The organism is Labrys sedimenti (genome assembly GCF_034424805.1).
Lineage (GTDB): Bacteria > Pseudomonadota > Alphaproteobacteria > Rhizobiales > Labraceae > Labrys > Labrys sedimenti.
This window is the reverse complement of sequence record NZ_JAXOUF010000003.1, coordinates 554,308-573,114: the sequence shown is the minus strand read 5'-3', so window position 1 is coordinate 573,114 and position 18,807 is coordinate 554,308. Positions and strand designations below refer to the sequence as shown.

Sequence of the window (18,807 nt, the reverse complement as noted above, 5' to 3'; positions counted from 1 at the left end):
CAAAATTATGTATAAAACTTATACATACAAGTTGCGAACTCGTCGGTACACAAACATGCCCGATTTCCGCCCACAACTCCAGAGCCACCACAGCCTTTACGCCAGTCAGGCCCTGCTGCCCGATGGCTGGGCCCGGAATGTGCGCATCGAGATCGATGGCTCAGGCCTGATCAGCGCCGTGACCCCCGATGTCGCCGCTGATGGCGCCGAGATCGCTGCCGGCCCTGTGCTGCCCGCCATGCCCAACCTGCATTCCCACGCCTTCCAGCGCGCCATGTCCGGCCTTGCGGAAGTGTCCGGCGCGGGCAGCGACAGCTTCTGGACCTGGCGCGAGGAAATGTATCGCACCGTCGGCCAGATCACCCCCGAGGACGCCGAGGCGATCGCCACCCGGCTCTATGTCGACCTGCTCAAGGCCGGCTTCGGCTCGATCGCCGAATTCCATTATCTGCATCATGACAAGAGCGGCGCCCTCTTCGCCGATCGCGCCGAGATGTCCAAGCGCATCCTGGCCGCGGCCAGGACCAGCGGCATCGGCATGACGCTGCTGCCCGTCTTCTACGCCCATGCCAATTTTGGCGGTGTCGCTCCGCATGAGGGCCAGCGCCGCTTCATCCACGATGTCGATGGCTTCGAGCGCCTGATGGCCGAACTCGTCCCGGCCTGCGCTGGCCAGGGCGCCACGCTCGGCTATGCCTTCCACTCGCTGCGGGCGGCGACGCCCGACGAAATGAACACGCTGATGGCGAGCCTGCCCAAGGTGATGTCAAAGCCCGGGCCACTGCACATCCACATCGCCGAGCAGCAGAAGGAAGTCGACGACAGCCTGGCTTGGAGCGGCAAACGCCCGATGCAGTGGCTGTTCGACCACATGCCGGTGGACGAACGCTGGTGCCTGATCCACGCCACCCATGCCGATCCGTCCGAGCTTCAGCGCATCGCGGCGAGCGGCGCCGTGGCGGGCCTGTGCCCGGCGACGGAAGCCAATCTTGGCGACGGCATCTTCGATGCAGTCGCCTATCGCGCCCAGAACGGGCGTTTCGGCATCGGTACCGACAGCCACGTCTCCCCCAGCGTGGTCGACGAGCTGCGCACGCTCGAATATTCACAGCGCCTGCGCGACGAAAAGCGCAACCGGCTCGCCAATGGCCCGCACCGTTCGGTCGGACGCGATATATACGACGCGGCCCTCGCCGGCGGCGCCCAGGCCCTCGGCCAGCCCATCGGCGCCATCGCCCCGGGCAAGCTCGCCAGCCTGGTCGTCCTCGACGGTGACGACGCTTTCATGGACAGCGCTAGGGATAACGCTATTGTCGATCGCTGGCTGTTCGCGCTTGGCGACCGTACGGTGCGTGACGTCATGGTTGAGGGGCAGTGGCGTATCCGCAACGGGCGTCACGACCAGGACGACATCATCAATGCGGCCTTCAAGACCGCGATCAGAAACCTGGCCCGTCATTGAGGCGGGCGGGTTGCTGTTAACATAGGGGAATTGATGATGAAGAAGACCCTCATTTCCACCGCCATCCTGGCGCTGGCGACGCTGATGAGCGTTCCGGCCGTCCAGGCCAAGGAGTGGAAGACCGTTACCATCGGCCTGGAGGGCGCCTATGAGCCCTGGAACCTGACCAAGCCCGACGGCACCATGGACGGCTTCGAGATCGACCTCGCCAAGGATATCTGCGGACGCATCAAGGTCGAGTGCAAGTTCATCGCCCAGGACTGGGACGGCATGATCCCGAGCCTCAATGCCGGTAAATTCGACGTGATCATGGACGGCATGTCGATCACCGAGGAGCGCAAGAAGCAGATCGACTTCTCGCGTCCCTATGCCGGCGAACGTGCCGGTTTCGCCACTCTGAAATCCAACGACCTCGCCAAGCTCGCCGGCACCGGCACCATCGTGACGCTGACGGGCGATGCCGCACACGACAAGCCGACGGTCGACACCCTGCGCGATGCCGTGAAGGGCAAGACCATCGGCGTGCAGGTTGCCACCAACTATGCCGAATGGCTGGCCAAGAACTTCAAGGACGTGGCCACCATCACCGAATACAAGACGGTGGGTGAGGCGGATCTCGACCTCTCCGCCGGCCGTGTCGACGCCACCGTTGGCGACGTCACCTTCTATTACTCGGTGCTGTCGCGCCCCGATCACTCGGAAATGATGCTGGCCGGCCCTGAAATCACCGGCGCGGTGTGGAGCGAAGGCATCGGCCCGGCCTTCCGCAAATCCGATCCGGAGCTGCGTGACATGTTCGACAAGGCGATCGGCGAAGCCCTTGCCGACGGCACGATCAAGAAGCTCAGCATGAAGTGGTTCAAGACGGACATGTCGCCTCAGACCAAGTCCTGAGGCGGGCACGTTCGAAAGCGCTGACCACGCCGGCATCCGGGCGGAGACTATGTCCCGCCCGGATCGCACCCCGGGCAAGCGGCATAAGACCGTTTGGGGCACTGCAAGGGCGATCCAGAATGAAGCCGATCCGGAAAACCGGGCGGCGAGAACCCAAAGGGGAACCGACGATGAAGAAGTACCTGCTCTCCTCGGCGCTGCTGGCGCTGGCCGCCCTGACGGCCATGCCGGCTGTGGCAAAGGAGTGGAAGACGGTCACGATCGCACTGGAAGGCGCCTACGAACCCTGGAACCTGACCAAGCCCGACGGCAGCATGGACGGTTTCGAGATCGACCTCGCCAAGGATCTGTGCGGTCGCATGAAGATCGAGTGCAAATTCATCGCCCAGGACTGGGACGGCATGATTGCCGGCCTGAACGGCGGCAAGTTCGACATGATCATGGACGCGATGTCGATCACCGACGACCGCAAGAAGCAGGTCGCCTTCTCGCAGCCCTATGCCCAGACCCCCGCGGGCTTCGCCGGCCTGAAGACCGGCGATCTCGCCAAGATGGACGGCACCGGCACCACGGTGACGCTGACGGGCGAGGCCGGCCATGACAAGAGCACGGTGGAGAAGATGCGTGAAGCCCTGAAGGGCAAGACCATCGGCATCCAGACCGCCACCGTCTACACCAAATTCGTCGAAGAGAACTTCAAGGACATCGCTACCATTACCGAGTACAAGACCTCGGGCGAGCGCGACCTCGACATCACGGGCGGGCGCATCGATGTCGGCTTCGACGACGACACCTATTTCACCTCCGCCTTCGCCAAGTCGGGCAATGAGCAGATGACCCTCGTCGGCGCTCAGATTGCCGGCCCGATCTGGGGCGAGGGCATCGGCCCGGCCTTCCGCCAGTCGGACAACGATCTGCGCGAAATGTGGGACAAGGCGATCGGCAGCGCCATCGCCGACGGCACCGTCAAGAAGCTCAGCCTGAAATGGTTCAAGCTGGACGTGACCCCCGTCAAGGGCTCGTAAGTCTTCGGCTTCAGTCCGCAGGCCGGCCAGGTCCGGCCGCGGGCTGAAGGGACGACACTGCCCGCCCGGCCGATGCCACCGCAGCGGCCGCGACGAGCCGCCATCGCCTATGTCTCACTGGCCTGCCCCGAGAGGAGAGCCGCATTGTGGACGTAATCACCAGCCTATCCGACAAGATCTCCTATCTGGTTGCCACGCTCGGTTTCGGCGAGACCGGCTGGGGGCTCTATCTCCTCGGCGGCGCGGGAATGACGCTGGCCGTCACCGTCGCGGCGATGCTGATCGGCGCCATCGTCGGCGCCCTGGTCGCCTGGGCCAAGATTGCCGGCAACGTGCCCGCCACCCTGGTCGGCAATCTCTACACCGTGGTGCTGCGCGGAGCCCCGGAACTGTTGATCATCTACATGGTCTATTTCGGCCGCGTGGTTGACATGATCGGCAATTCGCTGGGTGCGCTCGGCATCGGCAACAGCACCACGATCAACAGCTTCCTCGCCGGCGCGCTCGGCGTCGGCCTGATTTCCGCCGCCTACCAAGCCGAGGTCTTCCGCGGCGCCTTCACCGCCATCGCCAAGGGCGAGATCGAGGCGGGCCGTGCCATCGGCATGCCGCGCTTCATGCGCTTTCGCCGCATCATCGCGCCGCAGATCATGCGCTTTGCCATCCCCGGCCTCGGCAACGTCTTCCAGCTCAGCGTGAAGGACTCCGCCCTGATTTCGGTCACCGGCCTGGTCGAGATCATGAACGCCGCCAACAAGGCGAACGGATCGACACGCCAGCCCTTCCTGTTCTTTACCGTCGCGGCCTGTCTCTATCTCATCCTGACGACCTTCTCGACCCAGATCTTCAGTGCCGGTGAGCGGCGGGTAGCCAAGAGCTTCCGCCGCCCGGTGGGATCGTAGGTGCCGCCATGAGTCTCGATTTCGCCCTCGAAGCCCTGAACAAGATCCTCGCCGTCCTGCCGACGACGTTGATGCTCTTCATCTTCTCCGTCCTGCTCGGCCTCGTCTTCGCCCTGATCGTGCTGTGGATGCGCATGAGCAGCAACGGGCTGCTGTCCGGTATCGCCAAGGCCTATATCTTCATCTTTCGCGGCACGCCGCTGCTGATCCAGATCTTCCTGATCTTCTACGGCCTGGCCCAGTTCCAGTTCATGAAGGAATCCTGGTTCTGGCTGGTGCTGAAGAACCGCATCGCCTCGGCGGTGTTCGTGATGGCGCTCTGCACCGCCGCCTACCAGGCGGAAATCCTGCGCGGCGGCCTGCTGGCCGTCTCGACCAAGGAGATCGAGGCGGCGCGTGCCATCGGCATGTCCGGCTTCAAGCTGCTCTACCGCATCATCGCGCCGATCGCCTTGCGTCAGGCCCTGCCGGCCTATTCGACCGAGGTGATCCTCACCTTGAAATCGACCTCGCTGGCCGGACTGATCGGCGTGGTTGAGATGACCGGCATCGCCCAGAAGATCGGCCGCCAGGCCCTGCTCGACGTGCCGGTCCTGGCGCTGGCGGGCGTTGTCTACATCGCCCTGAGCTATGTCATCATCTTCCTGCTCGGTCGCGCCGAGCGTGTCCTCTCCCCCCATCTGCGCTTCATGCCGCCGAGCGCGCAGACCCCGCGCACCATCGTCGGCTGAAAGGAAACGCCATGGCCGCTTCCAGCGAAATCGCTCTCAGCGTCAAGAACATCCGCAAGAGCTTCGGCGATCATGAAGTGCTCAAGGGCATTTCACTCGATGCCCACCAGGGCGATGTGATTTCCATCCTCGGCGCCTCGGGCTCGGGCAAGAGCACCTTCCTGCGCTGCATCAACCTGCTCGAAACGCCCGATGACGGCGAGATCGTCGTCGCCGGCGAGAAGGTCGAGATGCGCCGCGGCAAGAAAGGCCACCTCGAGCCGACCAATGGTAAACAGGTCGACCGCATCCGCTCCGAACTCGGCATGGTGTTCCAGAGTTTCAATCTGTGGTCGCACATGACCGTGCTGCAGAACCTGATCGAAGGGCCGGTGCACGTGTTGGGTCGCCCCAAGGCCGAGTGCATCGCCGAGGCAGAGGCCCTGCTGGAGCGGGTCGGCCTCGCCGAGCGCCGCAACTACTATCCCTCGCACATGTCGGGCGGCCAGCAGCAGCGCGCCGCCATCGCCCGGGCGCTGGCGATGAAGCCGAAGGTGATGCTGTTCGACGAGCCGACTTCGGCACTCGACCCGGAACTGGTCGGCGAGGTCCTGCGCGTGATGCGCGGCCTCGCCGAGGAAGGCCGTACCATGCTGGTGGTCACCCACGAGATGGGGTTCGCCCGCAACGTCTCCAACCGCGTGATGTTCCTGCACAAGGGCGAGGTGGAGGCTGACGGTTCGCCCGACGAACTGTTCAAGGAAACGAAGTCCGAACGCTTCAAGCAGTTCATCTCCAGCCAACATCATTGAGGGCTGGAAGAGCCAATCTGACGGCTTGAGCGGTAAAGCGCGAAAATCCCGCCCCGACTTCGGGGAGGGCAGCCGAGAGTAGCGAGGTCGGGTGGGGTAGGTGGCACAACCAGGCCACTTCTTGCCCCTCTAATGCCACCCTCCCCGCTTCCGTCGATGCTGTACATCGACACCTTCCCCGAAGACGGGGAAGGATAGTGCCCCACTCGTCCTGGTTTCCCCATGCCCATCACCCTTGACCGCCCCCTCACCTGGCAAGAGATCGCCGCCATCGCAGAAGGAGCGGAACTCGCCCTTTCCGAGGTCGCCTGGCAGCGCCTCTCCTATGCCCGGGCCATCGTCGATGCCATCGTCGAGCGCGGCATTCTCGCCTATGGTGTGAACACTGGCGTCGGCGGCCTCGCCAATGTCATCGTCGACCGGCCCCAGCAGCAGCACTTGTCGCGCAACATCGTGATGAGCCATGCCGTGGGCGTCGGCACCCCTCTCGGCAAGACCGAGACGCGGGCGATCATGGCCGCGGCCATCAACAATTACGCCCATGGCCGTTCCGGCGTCAGGCCCGAGGTCGTCGAGCAGATGCTGGCCCTGCTGGCGCATGACTGCCTGCCCGAGGTGCCCTCGCTCGGCTCGGTCGGCTATCTCAGCCACATGGCCCATATCGCCCTGGTCTTGATCGGCGAGGGCCACGCCGTGCTCGACGGGCAGAGACTGACGGGCAGCGAGGCGCTGGCCCGCATCGGGCGCACGCCACTGGTGCTTGAGGCCAAGGAGGGCCTGAGCCTGGTCAACGGTTCGCCCTGCGTCACCGGCCTCGCCGCGCTCGCGCTCGCCCGCAGCGAAAGACTGGCCGGCTGGGCAGACGTCACAGCCGCCATGAGCTTCGAGAACCTGCTCAGCCAGCCTCGGGCCTTCGACGAGGCCTCGCTCGCCTTGCGCATCTCCGAAGGCATGCAGGCAACCGGACGCCACCTGCGCGCCTTGCTCGAGGGCAGCGCCATCCTCGCCGCAGCGGCCGGGCGGCAGACCCAGGACCCGCTCAGCCTGCGGGCCGTGCCGCATGTGCATGGCGCGGTGCGCGATGCGCTTGCCGAGATCGGCGCCACCGTCGACCGGGAACTTGCCTCGGTCACCGACAATCCGGCCGTGCTCGGTACGCCCGAAGCGCCCGAGGTTTATTCGCAGGCGCATGCCGTGGCGCCCGGCATCGCGCTCGCCATGGATACGCTCGCCATTGCGGTGGCCGAACTGGCAGCGATGGCGGAACGGCGGATCGACCGCCTCGTCAATCCGCATGTCAGCAACCTGCCGGCCTTCCTCGCCGTGGGAAGCGGGGTCTCCTCAGGCTTCATGATCGCCCAATATACAGCGGCCTCGCTGGTGGCGCTCAACCGGCGCCTCGCCAGCCCGGCGAGCCTCGACGGCGGCATCACCTCGGGCCTGCAGGAGGATCATCTCAGCCACGCTACACCGGCCGCCCTCAAGGCGCTGCAGATCCTCGACAATGCCGAGCATATCCTGGCGATCGAACTCCTGGCCGATGCCCAGGCCTATGACCTGCAGGCAGAAGACCTCGCAAAGGCACCGGGCACGGATGCCTTCTATCGCGACGTGCGCACGGCCCTGCCCCCCTATCGCGACGACCGCCCCTTGGCGGGCGATATCGCCGTCGCGCGCGGGATCATCCGCCGGGCGGACGCCACCGCGGCCTGAGGGGGCGTTTCCTTACCCTCCCCTCGATGGGGAGGGTAAAGGAACCCCGCGTCCACCAAGCCGGCTCCCACAAGCTCAAGCCGCCCGCTTCACCAGCTCGGCCACCATGGCGGCCGTCCAGGTGAACTGGCCGCCGCCGAGGCCCTCGCCGGAGATCGGGTCGTAATATTCGGCAAAGCCACTTTCCTCGATCAGGGCCAGGCTGCCGGCCTCGACCTTGGCCGCGGCGTCGGCGAGATTGCAGCGCCGCAGCCCATCGGCGATCAGCATGTTGACGATAATCCAGGCCGGCCCGCGCCAATAGCGCTTGGATTCGAAGCGCCGGTCAGCCGGATCGTGGCTGGCGACGCCGAAACGGGTGCGCTTGCGCCAAGCCTCGATGCGGGCTGCGATGCTCCGTTGCCGCGCTCCGTCACCCAGCCCCGCGAAGACGGGCAGCAGCCCGCCGATCGAGGGGCTGTCGATCAACTGGTTGGAGACGCGGTCGAGGCAGAGATACTGGCCGAAAGCGTCGCTCCAGAGCGTCTCGAAGGCCGCTCTCGCCTTGGCGACCCGCCCGCGGGCCCGTGCGGCGATCTCGGGCTCACCCAGCGTCTGCGCAAGGTCGGCGAGATCGCTGTCCGAGCGGATCAGGATGGCGTTGAAGCCGGGATCGACCACCTTGAAGGGCGAGGCGTCGTGCAGCCTGGCATTGTCCCAACCGAGGCCGCGGAAACGCTGCAGCAACCAGAGGAAGCGGTCATAGTCGGCCTTGTGCGGGCGCTGGGCGGAATCGACATGCCTGGTATCGCGCCGTTCATAGGGCTCGACCCCGTCGGTCGGCACGCGCATCATCGCCTCGTCCCAGTCGATCGAATTGTCGCGGCCGGACTCCCAGGGATGGATGATGGCGACGAGGCCGGTATCCTTGGGGTCACGGCAGGCATAGAACCAGCGATGCCAGGTATCCGCCTTGGCCAGCAGGGCCTGCGCCTTGCGCCGGGCAAGCGCGCGGTCTCCGGCCTCGTCATGCAGGCGCTTCATCACATAAGCCAGCACCGGCGGCTGGGTGATGCCGGAGGTCGGCACCGGGCGGCCGGTGCGCCAGACGCCGGGGCCGGGAAAATAGCCGTCGTCGTCGACGTGAAAGACGATGTGCGGCACCATGCCATCCGGCCATTGATGGTCGAGCAGAGTCTCGACCTCCTGCCAGGCCCTGTTCTCGTCGAGATGGCGCAGCCCCAGTGCTGTCAGGCAGGAATCCCAGTTCCACTGGAAGGGATAGAGCCCTTTGGTAGGGACAGTGTAGGCGCCGCGATCATTCTCGCGCAGCACGGCAGCCGCCCGTTCGAAGGCAGCGGCACGATCAAGTCGGCTCATGAAAGGCTCCTTGCGCGTGATCGTTCAGTCGATAGGAGCCGGGCCATGGCTGGCCCGAAGCTCGAGCTTTGGCTCCAGCAGCAACGAGCGGATGCCGGCCTCGCCCCGTTCCACCCGCTCGACCACCATTTCACCGGCAATACGCCCGCTCTCCCGGATGTGCTGGTCGAAGGTGGTCAATGGCGGATCGGCGAAAGCTGCCATTGGTACATTGTCAAAACCGATGACGGAAACATCCGCCGGCACGCGCAAGCCCAGACCCCGACAGGCCTCGAGCACGGCGAATGCGAGTGGATCGGTCAATGCCACGATCGCCGTCGGCCGGGGCACGAAAGACAGCAGGATGCGAGCAGCAGCCTGGAGGGAGGCCGGGTCATTGGGCGCCACCCTGGCGACGTGCTCCGGCCGTAGCGGCAGGCCGAGCTCCTTTAAGGCCAGCTCCAGGCCGCGGCTGCGGAAATGGGCAAAGGTATAGGCGACGTCGGGCATGACCAGGGCGAAGCGCCGGTGGCCGAGGCGGGCCAGCAAGCGCGCCAGGCCGTCCAGCGCCTTCTCGCCATCGGTGTCGAGCCAGGAATAGGGGCCGGGAGCATCGATCAGCCGGCCGTGGGCAACGAAGGGAATGCGCCGCGCTATCAGGACGCGGGCCCGGGCATCGTCAACGGTGAGGCGATTGATGACGATGCCATCGGCCTGCGAGCCGTCGACCATGTTGCGCAGGACTTGCAACTCGTCGCGGCCGTGGGAACTGGAGGCCAGGAAGAGATCGCGTCCCAATTCAGCAAGGCTGTCGGCAAGGCCGAGTAGAAACTCGCCGACAAAGGTATCGGTGATCTGTCCAGCCGGCTGCGGCAGCATCATGCCGATGGCATTGGAGCGCCCCGAGACCAGCATGCGTCCGGCGCGGCTGGCGACATAGCCATGCTCCCGGGCCGCCTGGACCACCCGCTCCCGCGTCTTCTGGGAAACATCGGAATAGCCGCCGAGCGCGCGCGAGACCGTCGGCACCGACAGGCCGAGCACCCTGGCGAGTTCCTTGAGCCCGATCGCCCGTGACGTTTCACTCACCGCTTTTTCTCTTCAAAAACGTTTTTAATAAAATCCAAAACGTTTTTGGCAATGTCAAGCGCTGTCATACCGAGATATCAGACCCGCTGCTGCAGGCCTCCCTCCAGCGCCGTCCCGCCTCGGCGAGCGTTCGCATCGGGGTCGGGGGGCACGGGCGGCGGCGATCGCCCGCTTCGGTAACCCAGGTCACGCTCCGGTAACCCAGGTCACTTGGGCCGGCCCTCAGCCGATGCTATGCATGAAGGACTTTAAGAAGGCGATGGCGGCATCCCATGAGCATCGCAAACGAACACGGGCCGGCCTCACGGGCACATATTGCGGGGCCTGTCGGCATTGGAGGCTGGCTCATCCTGCCCCTGCTCGATATCCTCATCATTCCGTTCTATTCGGCCTATGAGATCTATTCCACACTGACCGATTGGAACCTGCTCGGCCCCTTCGTCAGCGGCGCGGAGGATGGCCGCCTCGAAGCAGCCCGGCTGCCGCTTCTCGCCTACGCCCTCACATCGGTCGTCAGGGGCGCGCTCGCCGCCTATTGCCTTTATCTGATGCTGAAACGCTCGCTCCAGACACCGAGATGGATGATCATTTACTATGCGGTGGAACTCGTGCTCGGCTTCCTGGATTTCTTTCTCTATCGGGCGGTGGAGAACATGCTGCAGCAGGCAAATCCACAGGACTATTGGGTCCTGCCCTTCATCGCCGCCATCTGCCTGATCTGGATCGCTTATTTCCGGCGCTCCCGGCGAGTGGCGAATACGTTCCGGTCGCCGGAGGAGGCCGCCAGGCAGCTCGGCGAGATATTCTCGTGAGGTGGGAACGATTGCCCCTGCCGGGTGCGTTTTCTCCGAGAGCAATTGCCGGCACGGACCGCCGGCCCGAGGAGAGACGATGACGATGACCATGACGCACAGATCGTTCTGGCCAGGCCTGCTGGCTGCATGGTTGCTGTTGGGGGGGCCAGCCCTGGCCCAGACTGCCGCGCCGGGTACCGAGCAGGGCTGTCGCGACCTGCTGGCCGCCTTCTCCAAGGCTCACTCCCTCAGCCTCACGGCCGAGAAGGTCGGAGCCAAGGGAGCGAAGGGCTGCCTCTTCGGCAATCTGCGTTCGGAGGCCAAGCCGACATCGTTCACCATCGATACGGTCGATGTCGATACGATCGAGCCCGATCCTGCAGACAGCGGCAAGCTGCCGCTGTCTCTTCGCCTGACGGCTGCAGGAATGCGTCTCACCGGCAGTTCGGGCGATGTCGCCCAGGACTACATGCTGCAGCTCTCAAGCGACCCGCTCGCCTTCTCCATCGACTATGAGCTGGACACGACGAGCAAGACGCTGAAGCTCACCGCGTTCACCTTCAACACGCGGCATGGGGCGCTCAGCGCCTCCGCCGAAATCGCCCGTTTCGACCCCACGGCGTCTGAGGGGCAATCGAAGACGATTGTCACACGGACAGCCCTGAAATCCCTCGAATTCAGCCTGCAGGACGAGGAAGGCGAGATCCAGCGCCTGCTTCTTTTGCCCGTCGGCTATACCTTGCTTCGCGGCTCGGCCGACCCTGCAGCCCGCCTGAAGCAGATCAAGGACCAGGCCGCGGCCTGGCTGCGCATCACCCTGAGCCTCACCAACATGCCCCCGGCGCAGGTCGAGGACACCATCGCCGCGCTGACGGATTTTCCCAAGGCGACCAAGCCCTTCTATCTGTCGGTCAAGCTGCCCCAGCCGGTGGGGGTCGATGACGTCTTCCGCATCATGATCGGCGGCGCAACGCCCGGCGAGCTGTTCCCCGACGGATGGATCAACCTCACTTACGGGAAATAGGGAACGGTTCTGCTCGGCGGTCGCCGCCCTCACGCCACCGGGAAGGATTCGTCCTCCAGGAAGCGCTTCAGCACGTTCCAGGTGATCCGGGAGACATTGTTGTCGTAGTTGTTGTGGCTGAGCGAGCCGCACCAGGCGATCGAGGAGGTCGCGAACAGCGCACCGCCCGAGGGCGTCTCGCCGAAGGCAAGATCGGCATGCACGCGCGGATTGGTGTCGCCGCCGATATTGGGCGGCACCACGCCGAACTCCTCGTTGACCAGGAGCATCATCGGCGAATGGTCGACCGAAGAAGCCAGGCGCAGCATGTTGGGCGGCGATCCCAGATCCGTGGCCAGGCAATCGAGCTCGATGCCGGCCGCACCGCCGCCGATCAGGCCGAAATCGCCGATGATCTCGTCGGGAACGCCTTCGAAGATGAAGGCAGCACGGGGATTGTCGGCGTCGGGGGCGCGGCGATACGGGCTGGAGACGTCGAAGCCCTGGGCGATGAAGCCGACGCCGCAGATCACGTTCGGCGCCCGGCCGATGCGTCGCCACAGCCCGCCATATTCGCCGTTGAAGGACTGGTAATATTCGCCCGGCTCGGCGATCCAGGTGCGGATGCCGTCCTCGGCCCGGCGCAGCTCGATCACGCCCGGCAGGGTCTGGTGATAGGCGATGCGCCAATACCAGCCATTACCGCCCATATACATCAGCCGGCCGCCGCGATCGATCCAGGCCTTCATCGCATCCCACATCCTGGTGGAATGATATTCGGGGTGGGTGCCGGTGATCACCACCTGGTAGTCCCGCAGCAGTTCGTAGCCGTCCTCGTGCAGGTCCTCGTCGGTGATGACGTCGTAGTCGACACCACGGAAATCGAGCCAGTCATAGAGATGGGTATCGGCATTGTACTGGTAGAGGGCCGAACCGTGCCCGCCGAGCCAGGAGTGGTAGCGCGGCGAGAAATTGAGCACGGGTCTGAGGCGGCTCGAATAATGCACGCCCGAGCCATCGGCATGGCAGTCATAGAGCGAGCCGCCGAGCTCGGGATGCTCGTAGAGATAGACGTCGGAATGGCCGAAGGTGAGGAGGCGGTTCATGGCGAGTTCGGCGCCGCGCGCAGTGATGTGCTCGCCATGATTGGCATAGGCCATGTAGGAGGCCGTGGGGGCCAGCATGGCGAGTTTTGGGCGTGAACCGACAGGGCGGCGCCGTGGCGGACGCACGAAGAAGGCGATGTAGTTTTCGCGCGTCACCGTCTCGTCGCTGTCGCCGCAGGTGACGTGCAGCGCATAGGGCCCGCTCTTCAGGCGGTCGGGAATGACGAGGCTGACGGAGGTCTCCCAGCCCGCATCGTAGAGATCGTCGTGATGGAAGTGGATGGCGCCGTAATGCTCCGGCTTGCGGTTGAAATCGTGCTCCTCGCCGGTCCAGTTCCAGCCCTTCATGCCGCGGGTCGGCAGATGGACGAGTTCGCCGTGATGATGCGAGGGCCCGATATCGATGGCCTGGGTCGAGCCGATCTCCCGCGAAAAATCCCACTGCGCGATGATCTTGGCTTTCAGGGCCGCCGGCTGGGGCGACAGCAGCAGCGCCTGATGCACGTCCGGAGCATGGAAACCGGCCAGAAGAACGGGCCCGTCGATCTTGCCGTCGAAATGCTCGGCCACCGTGCCGTCGGCCAAGCGGCAGCCCGCCAGCATGAAGGGGGTCTCGACCGAAGGCAGCGACACCGCCAGGCTGGTTTCCTCGAAGCCCGCATCGAAGACATGGGCATAGGGTTTCACAGGCCGCTGGGAGAGCATGACACGGCCGCTAGCGGGATCGATGGCCACGGCGATCGCATACCATTGGCGCACCAGCATGCCGTCGCGCAGGGCGAATTCGGCCTTTCGGCCTGGGCCATCGCCCACGATGACGGCCAGGCGCCCCCCTTCCAGCATCCGGATGCGGAAGCCGCGCTCGCTGACCGGGTCCCATTGCGCGGCGATGGTCTGCGGCCCGCGCGAGGGCAGGGTCGGCCAGAGCATGGCGAAGAGGGTGAAGGGCTCGGCGCCAAGCGCGGGCACGCTATCAGCCTGCATGTAGGAGCCCGCATCGATGCGCTGGGGACGGCCGGCGTGCCGCCCGTCGATATCGGTCGGCACATGGGGAAATTTCAGGCCCGGGCCCTCGGGATTGCAGTCGCCATGCCGCACGCGCACCAGCCGTGCGTCGAAACCGTCCCCTTCCTCGAGCGAGATCTTGAAGGCGATGGTCTCGCCGGGAGCGACCGAATAGCGGTCGGGATAGCCGGTGATTTTCAGCATGGCGTGGGCTCTCGGATGGAATTGTTATCGTGTTGGGGCGCAATTCCCTTCTCCCCTTGCGGGAGAAGGGAAGTATCCCTCAGTCCCGGAACGGCAGGTTGATGCTCTCGCCGGTGAGCAGGCGCCAGCGCCGGCGGAAGATCTCCCATTCCGCCTCCTCGCGGCTGGTGAAGACAGGCTCGTCCTCATAGACGATCGGATCGCGCCGGTCGGGCGGCATGGTGGCAAGCACCCATTCCTCGAAGGGCTTGCGGCAGAACAGGATCACCTGGTTGCCGCTGGGGTCCTGGCGCATGATGTGCAGCACGCGCTGCAGGCCGGGGCTGTGGCGCCCGATCGGGCAGCGCCGGAATTCCTCGATATACTGACGGTCCGCCTGGGGATCGATCTTGTAGACCATGGCACTGCCTTCACGAACTTGATGGAACGGCCGCCGGTGCCAGCACGAAGGCCCCGAGATCGCGCATATCGGAAAAGACGAGGTCGGCCCCTGCAGGGGCATTGCCGCCGACGGTGTGGAAGGCGGTCAGGAGGCCCGCGGCCTTGGCCGAGGCAAAACCCGTATGGCTGTCCTCGATGCCGAGGACATGAGCCGGCAAAGCACCAAGCCTGCGGCAGGCCGTGGCATAGGGCTCGGGATCGGGCTTGCCCTTGCCGACATCGTCGAGGCTGATCGAGAAGGCGATGAAGGGCAGGATGCCGAGCCCGGCAAGGTTGGCTTCGACCACAGGACGGCCGGAGTTGGAGACACAAGCCTGCCGGATGCCGGCATCCGCGAAACGTCGCACGAGATCGAGCACGCCTGGCAGGGGCTCCAGCGTGTGGGCTCGGGCAATGTAGTAGTCGACGATCGCCTTGCCCCAGCTTGCCTCCGTAACGCCGGCCGGCATCCGGCTTTCCAGCAGACGCCAGACATCGCCCATGTGGATGCCGCGGAAGCGGTCGTCATGCAGGTCCGACATATCGATGCCGAGATCGTGGCTGATGGCGTTGAGCGCCTCCTGGTGCAGCGGCTCGCTGTCCAGCAGCGTGCCGTCGATGTCCCAGGCGATGGCCTCGATTCTCATACATCCTCCTCACGAAGCCGGCGATAGAGCCCGCGGAAGGCCCGGTATCCCGCTTCATAGACTGCCTTGTTCTGCGCATTCGGCTCGATCCGGTCGCGCAAGCTGATGAAACGCGAGACATCGGGCCATTCCGAGGCAAGCCCCGCCCCGATGGCCGCCGTCCAGGCCGCACCAAGGCAGGAACCGGGATGGCCGTTGAGACGCTGCAGGGGAACCTGCAGCACGTCGGCGACGATCTGCATCCAGACCGCGCTGTTCGAACCGCCATCCGAAACTAGGTAGTTGGTGGTGGCGTGCCCCATGTCGTTCAGGGTCTCGACATGATGGCGGATAGCGTAGGCATAGGCTTCGAGCAAGGCGCGCCAGAGATGGGGAAGGCCGGTTGCCAGGCTGAGGCCCGAGAAGGAACCGCGGATGACGGGATCGTGGATCGGCGTCTTCTCGCCGAGGAAATAGGGCAGGATGTGCACGCCCTCGGCCCCGGCCGGGATATCGGCGGCAAGCCGGTCGAGATGCTGGTGCAGGCTGAGTCCGTCTCGCGCGGCCGCCTCGCGCTCGCCGCCCGCGAAGGTCGCGGCAAACCAGTTGAGCCCCGAGCCTCCGGTCGACATGCAACCATTGGGCACATAGAGCCCCGGCACCAGATGGTAGTCGAGATACATGCGCGAATCCGGCGCCACCTTGTCGGAGGCTATCAGCACATCCGCCGAGCCGCCGAACTTCAGGAGGACGTCGCCGGGGGCCACCACGCCGGCGCACAGGGCCGAGGCGATATGATCGGCCGCCCCGCCCACGACGGGCGTCCCGGCGTTGAGCCCGGTGGCTGCGGCCGCTTCTGCCGTCACCGCGCCGAGAATCTGGTGGGAGAGGCTGCGCGGCGGCACGGCGCTGCGCGGGATATGGGCAAGAGCCACCAGGTCGTCGGCGATATCCTGGGTGGAAAGATCGGTGAAGCCGGCTTCGAGCGCCCAGTTCTGCTCGACGGCCTTCACGCCGGTCAGGCGCCAGTTGATGTAGTCGTAGGAGCCGAACACGGTGGCGATGCGCGCAAAGCCCTCCGGCTCGTGCTTTTCGATCCAGCGCAGCTTGGCGGTCACCAATTGCTGGTTGATGCCGTTGCCGGCCCGGGCCAGGAAGACGTCCTCGGCGATCTCGGCGGCCAGCTCGGCCACCTCCTCCCCGCAGCGTCCGTCGCTCTGCTGGATGCTGGGGCGGATCAGATTGCCGTCCCCATCCAGCAGCACCACGGCCGGGAGCATGCCGGTGACGCCGACGGCCGCGATCTCACCAGGCGCGATGCCGCTCGTGGCGATCAGTTCTCGGGTGATGGCGCAGGCATTCTCCCACCACTGGTTCGGATCCTCCTCGGCCCACCCCGCATGCGGCGAACGCAGCGTCACGGGGCGGGAGGTAAGGCCGAGTACCTCACCCGGTAACCGGATCAGGATGCCGATGGTGGAGGTCGTGCCGATATCGAGGCCGAGGACGCAGGGCATGGAAAACCTTGGAACGCGGACATCTCAGCGACATGCTTGCATGTCGCGGTGTCCGCTCTTGGAGGCGATTCACTTCGAGAACGAGGAGATCCGGCGGTTCGCGACCGCATCTGCTCGTTCTGTGTAAGTTGCAGAGGAAGAGCGGATGTCGCGACATGCAAGCATGTCGCTGTGAAGTCCGCGCTCCTATGCCAGCGGCGCGACCTTGTCCATGAAGCGCTTCACCCGCGCCGGATCGACGGCATTCCAGGTGTTGCCGTCGACCTTGAAATGGGTGCCGATGATCACGCCGGAGGCCACCGACAGCACGTCGGCGACATTGTCGATGTTGACGCCTGTATTGGCGAAAACGGGCACGTCCTTGACCGTCTCGGCCACCTTCTTGAGGTCCGCCGCGGCCGCCGGCTGGCCGGTGAGCGGGCCGGAGACCAGGATGGCGTCGGCCAGGGACGAGAATACGGCGCTGCGGGCGCGCAGCTCGATCGGCCGGCTGTCCAGCGAGGACGCGAATTCGGCATTGATGTTGTAGAGCAACTTGAGGTCAGGGCGGCCGACCTCGCGCCGCAGCTTGTGGGCATCGGCCGCGTTGGGCTGCCACAGCCCCATGTCGGAGGCGAACAGGCCGGTGAAGATCTCGCGGGCGAAGGAAGCACCGGTCGCCCCCGCGATCGCCACCGAGGCGGCTGGATCCCACAGATAATTCACGCCGAAGGGCACCTTGAGCAGCGGCTTGAGCGCAGTGACGATCGCCGTCATCGCCGCCAAGGATTCGATCGGAGCCTTGAAGCGATAGGGCCGGTCGTTCTCATTGCCGAACATCACGGCATGCACGCCATTATCCTGCAGGTTCTCGATATCCTTGGCAGCATCGTCAATGAGCTTGTTCACGCCGCCCTTCGCGTCGAAGAGCGGGGCGCCGGGAAGCGCGCCGATATGCACCATCGCGATCACGGCCTTGCGGCGCTGGCCGAGGAAGTCGAAAACCATCGATAACTCCTGTTGAAACCTTAGGGTTCTGAGAAAGCCGGCGCGTCCTGCCCGGCGATGATGACGCGGACGCCGGCCTCCTGCAGGGGCTCGGCGAGATGTTCGGGCAAGGCGGCATCGGTGACGAGGACGTGGACCTGGCCGTAGGGGCCGACCTGCACGAGGGAGCGGTGGTCGAATTTAGAGGAATCGCACAGCACCACCACCTGGCGCGAACGCTCCATGAAGGCGCGCTTGATCTCGGCATCTTCGAGCGTGTAGTCGAAAATGCCCTGAGCGGTGATGCCCGAGACCCCCAGGAAGACGGTATCGAGCCAGAGAGTCGAAAGCTGCGAGCTCGCCATCGGCCCGCACACCGAAAACTCATGGGGTCGGATCAACCCGCCGAGGGCGTAGACCGGGCTCTTGCCGCCAGCCAACAGCCCGGCCGTGCGCAGGTTGCTGCAGAACAGCCGCAGCCCGGGACGGTCGAGCAATTCGCGGGCAAAACGATGGGTGGTGCTGCCGGTATCGATGCCGATGGTCTGCCCCGGGTGCACCAGCCTGGCCGCTGCCCGCGCGATCTTCTCCTTGGCCTCGGCCTGCCGCCGGCCACGGACCTCAAAGGCGGGCTCCTCGGCATCGAACGCCGTCTCGGGTGCCCGCGCCGTCGCCCCGCCGTGATCCCGGCTGATCAGCCCGCTTTCGGCAAGGCGGTCGAGGTCGCGCCTGATCGTCATTTCCGAAACCTGAAGCTCCACCGCCGCATCGGATACGTTGATGTAGCGGCGCTGGCCGATCATCTGGATCAGCCTGTCGCGCCGCGCCGTTGCCGGGATCCGGGAAGCATTCGTCATCACGGGCGTCATCTGCATTCTCTTCGCCATGTTCTGCTGCATTCAGATTGCCCTTGTAGCGCCCACAAAGGCAGCATGCACCATGACGAAATCGAACATAATCGATCACAAGATGTAACATCTTCGATCAGGTAGCAAGCCCCATCTGCACAAGCAGTAGGAATTTTCCGTCGATAAAGGCAGGCTGATCCGGCAAGGTCCACGCTTTGGGGCGCATTGTCGCCGAAGCCCTCTCCTGATGGAGGCCATCAGCCAAAACTTGTCCACAAGGGAGGGTTTCGGCTGTCTGGTCTTTATTTGCCCTCGATCATCGCTTGAAATGACGGCCCAAGTCCGGCGACGAGTCCGCGCCTGTCCTTTCCTT

General features: G+C 64.9%; 17 protein-coding genes. 9 read left to right on the top strand and 8 right to left on the bottom strand.

The genetic code is table 11. The annotated features are described in order from the left end of the window. Positions 1-55: 55 nt before the first annotated feature. The 7 genes from U1R88_RS14250 (at position 56) to U1R88_RS14220 (ending at position 7,518) form a co-directional block, all read left to right on the top strand. A complete protein-coding gene (locus U1R88_RS14250) occupies positions 56-1,462 on the top strand; it encodes a formimidoylglutamate deiminase (RefSeq protein ID WP_322431795.1) in 1,407 nt (468 codons plus the stop codon). A gap of 36 nt (positions 1,463-1,498) precedes the next feature. After that, positions 1,499-2,356 carry a transporter substrate-binding domain-containing protein gene (locus U1R88_RS14245; RefSeq protein ID WP_202908520.1) on the top strand — a complete coding sequence of 286 codons (858 nt, stop codon included), beginning with the start codon at positions 1,499-1,501 and terminating at the stop codon, positions 2,354-2,356. A gap of 170 nt (positions 2,357-2,526) precedes the next feature. Continuing rightward, positions 2,527-3,381: a transporter substrate-binding domain-containing protein gene (locus U1R88_RS14240; RefSeq protein ID WP_322431794.1), complete on the top strand. Its 855-nt coding sequence runs from the start codon at positions 2,527-2,529 to the stop codon at positions 3,379-3,381. Between the two features lie 146 nt (positions 3,382-3,527). Next, positions 3,528-4,283, top strand: coding sequence for an ABC transporter permease (locus tag U1R88_RS14235; protein ID WP_425545424.1), 756 nt, complete (start codon positions 3,528-3,530; stop codon positions 4,281-4,283). Positions 4,284-4,291: 8 nt separating this feature from the next. Continuing rightward, positions 4,292-5,014, top strand: a complete 723-nt coding sequence (locus tag U1R88_RS14230) for an ABC transporter permease (protein ID WP_068293906.1) — start codon at positions 4,292-4,294, stop codon at positions 5,012-5,014. An 11-nt stretch (positions 5,015-5,025) separates the two neighbouring features. Continuing rightward, complete coding sequence (locus tag U1R88_RS14225) at positions 5,026-5,805, top strand: ABC transporter ATP-binding protein (RefSeq protein ID WP_068293909.1); 780 nt, start codon at positions 5,026-5,028, stop codon at positions 5,803-5,805. A 222-nt stretch (positions 5,806-6,027) separates the two neighbouring features. Further along, complete coding sequence (locus tag U1R88_RS14220; protein ID WP_322431793.1) at positions 6,028-7,518, top strand: HAL/PAL/TAL family ammonia-lyase; 1,491 nt, start codon at positions 6,028-6,030, stop codon at positions 7,516-7,518. A 75-nt stretch (positions 7,519-7,593) separates the two neighbouring features. Here the strand turns inward: U1R88_RS14220 and U1R88_RS14215 are convergent, their stop codons facing one another. Beyond that, positions 7,594-8,877 carry an MGH1-like glycoside hydrolase domain-containing protein gene (locus tag U1R88_RS14215; protein WP_322431792.1) on the bottom strand — a complete coding sequence of 428 codons (1,284 nt, stop codon included), beginning with the start codon at positions 8,875-8,877 and terminating at the stop codon, positions 7,594-7,596. Positions 8,878-8,901: 24 nt separating this feature from the next. Continuing rightward, positions 8,902-9,945 (bottom strand): LacI family DNA-binding transcriptional regulator, encoded by a 1,044-nt coding sequence (locus U1R88_RS14210; RefSeq protein ID WP_322431791.1) that lies wholly within the window; start codon positions 9,943-9,945, stop codon positions 8,902-8,904. A 272-nt stretch (positions 9,946-10,217) separates the two neighbouring features. Here U1R88_RS14210 and U1R88_RS14205 point away from each other — a divergent pair, with 272 nt between their 5' ends. Both U1R88_RS14205 and U1R88_RS14200 read left to right on the top strand, forming a co-directional pair. Beyond that, positions 10,218-10,757, top strand: coding sequence for a DUF2569 family protein (locus U1R88_RS14205; protein WP_322431790.1), 540 nt, complete (start codon positions 10,218-10,220; stop codon positions 10,755-10,757). 79 nt (positions 10,758-10,836) lie between these two features. Continuing rightward, positions 10,837-11,763: a hypothetical protein gene (locus U1R88_RS14200; RefSeq protein ID WP_322431789.1), complete on the top strand. Its 927-nt coding sequence runs from the start codon at positions 10,837-10,839 to the stop codon at positions 11,761-11,763. A 29-nt stretch (positions 11,764-11,792) separates the two neighbouring features. On the opposite strand, the gene U1R88_RS14195 is transcribed toward U1R88_RS14200, so the two are convergent. The 6 genes from U1R88_RS14195 to U1R88_RS14170 all read right to left on the bottom strand — a co-directional run bounded on the left by U1R88_RS14195 (position 11,793) and on the right by U1R88_RS14170 (position 18,461). Continuing rightward, positions 11,793-14,057, bottom strand: a complete 2,265-nt coding sequence (locus U1R88_RS14195; RefSeq protein ID WP_322431788.1) for a N,N-dimethylformamidase beta subunit family domain-containing protein — start codon at positions 14,055-14,057, stop codon at positions 11,793-11,795. Between the two features lie 79 nt (positions 14,058-14,136). Next, positions 14,137-14,457, bottom strand: coding sequence for a N,N-dimethylformamidase alpha subunit family protein (locus U1R88_RS14190; protein ID WP_068293929.1), 321 nt, complete (start codon positions 14,455-14,457; stop codon positions 14,137-14,139). Between the two features lie 10 nt (positions 14,458-14,467). Then, positions 14,468-15,124 (bottom strand): HAD family hydrolase, encoded by a 657-nt coding sequence (locus U1R88_RS14185; protein ID WP_322431787.1) that lies wholly within the window; start codon positions 15,122-15,124, stop codon positions 14,468-14,470. Next, positions 15,121-16,620 (bottom strand): FGGY-family carbohydrate kinase, encoded by a 1,500-nt coding sequence (locus U1R88_RS14180; RefSeq protein ID WP_322431786.1) that lies wholly within the window; start codon positions 16,618-16,620, stop codon positions 15,121-15,123. Before U1R88_RS14180 ends, U1R88_RS14185 begins: the two co-directional genes overlap by 4 nt. A gap of 186 nt (positions 16,621-16,806) precedes the next feature. Further along, positions 16,807-17,607, bottom strand: coding sequence for a BtpA/SgcQ family protein (locus U1R88_RS14175; protein WP_068293937.1), 801 nt, complete (start codon positions 17,605-17,607; stop codon positions 16,807-16,809). A gap of 20 nt (positions 17,608-17,627) precedes the next feature. Then, positions 17,628-18,461, bottom strand: a complete 834-nt coding sequence (locus U1R88_RS14170) for a DeoR/GlpR family DNA-binding transcription regulator (protein ID WP_322431785.1) — start codon at positions 18,459-18,461, stop codon at positions 17,628-17,630. Positions 18,462-18,807: the final 346 nt, after the last annotated feature.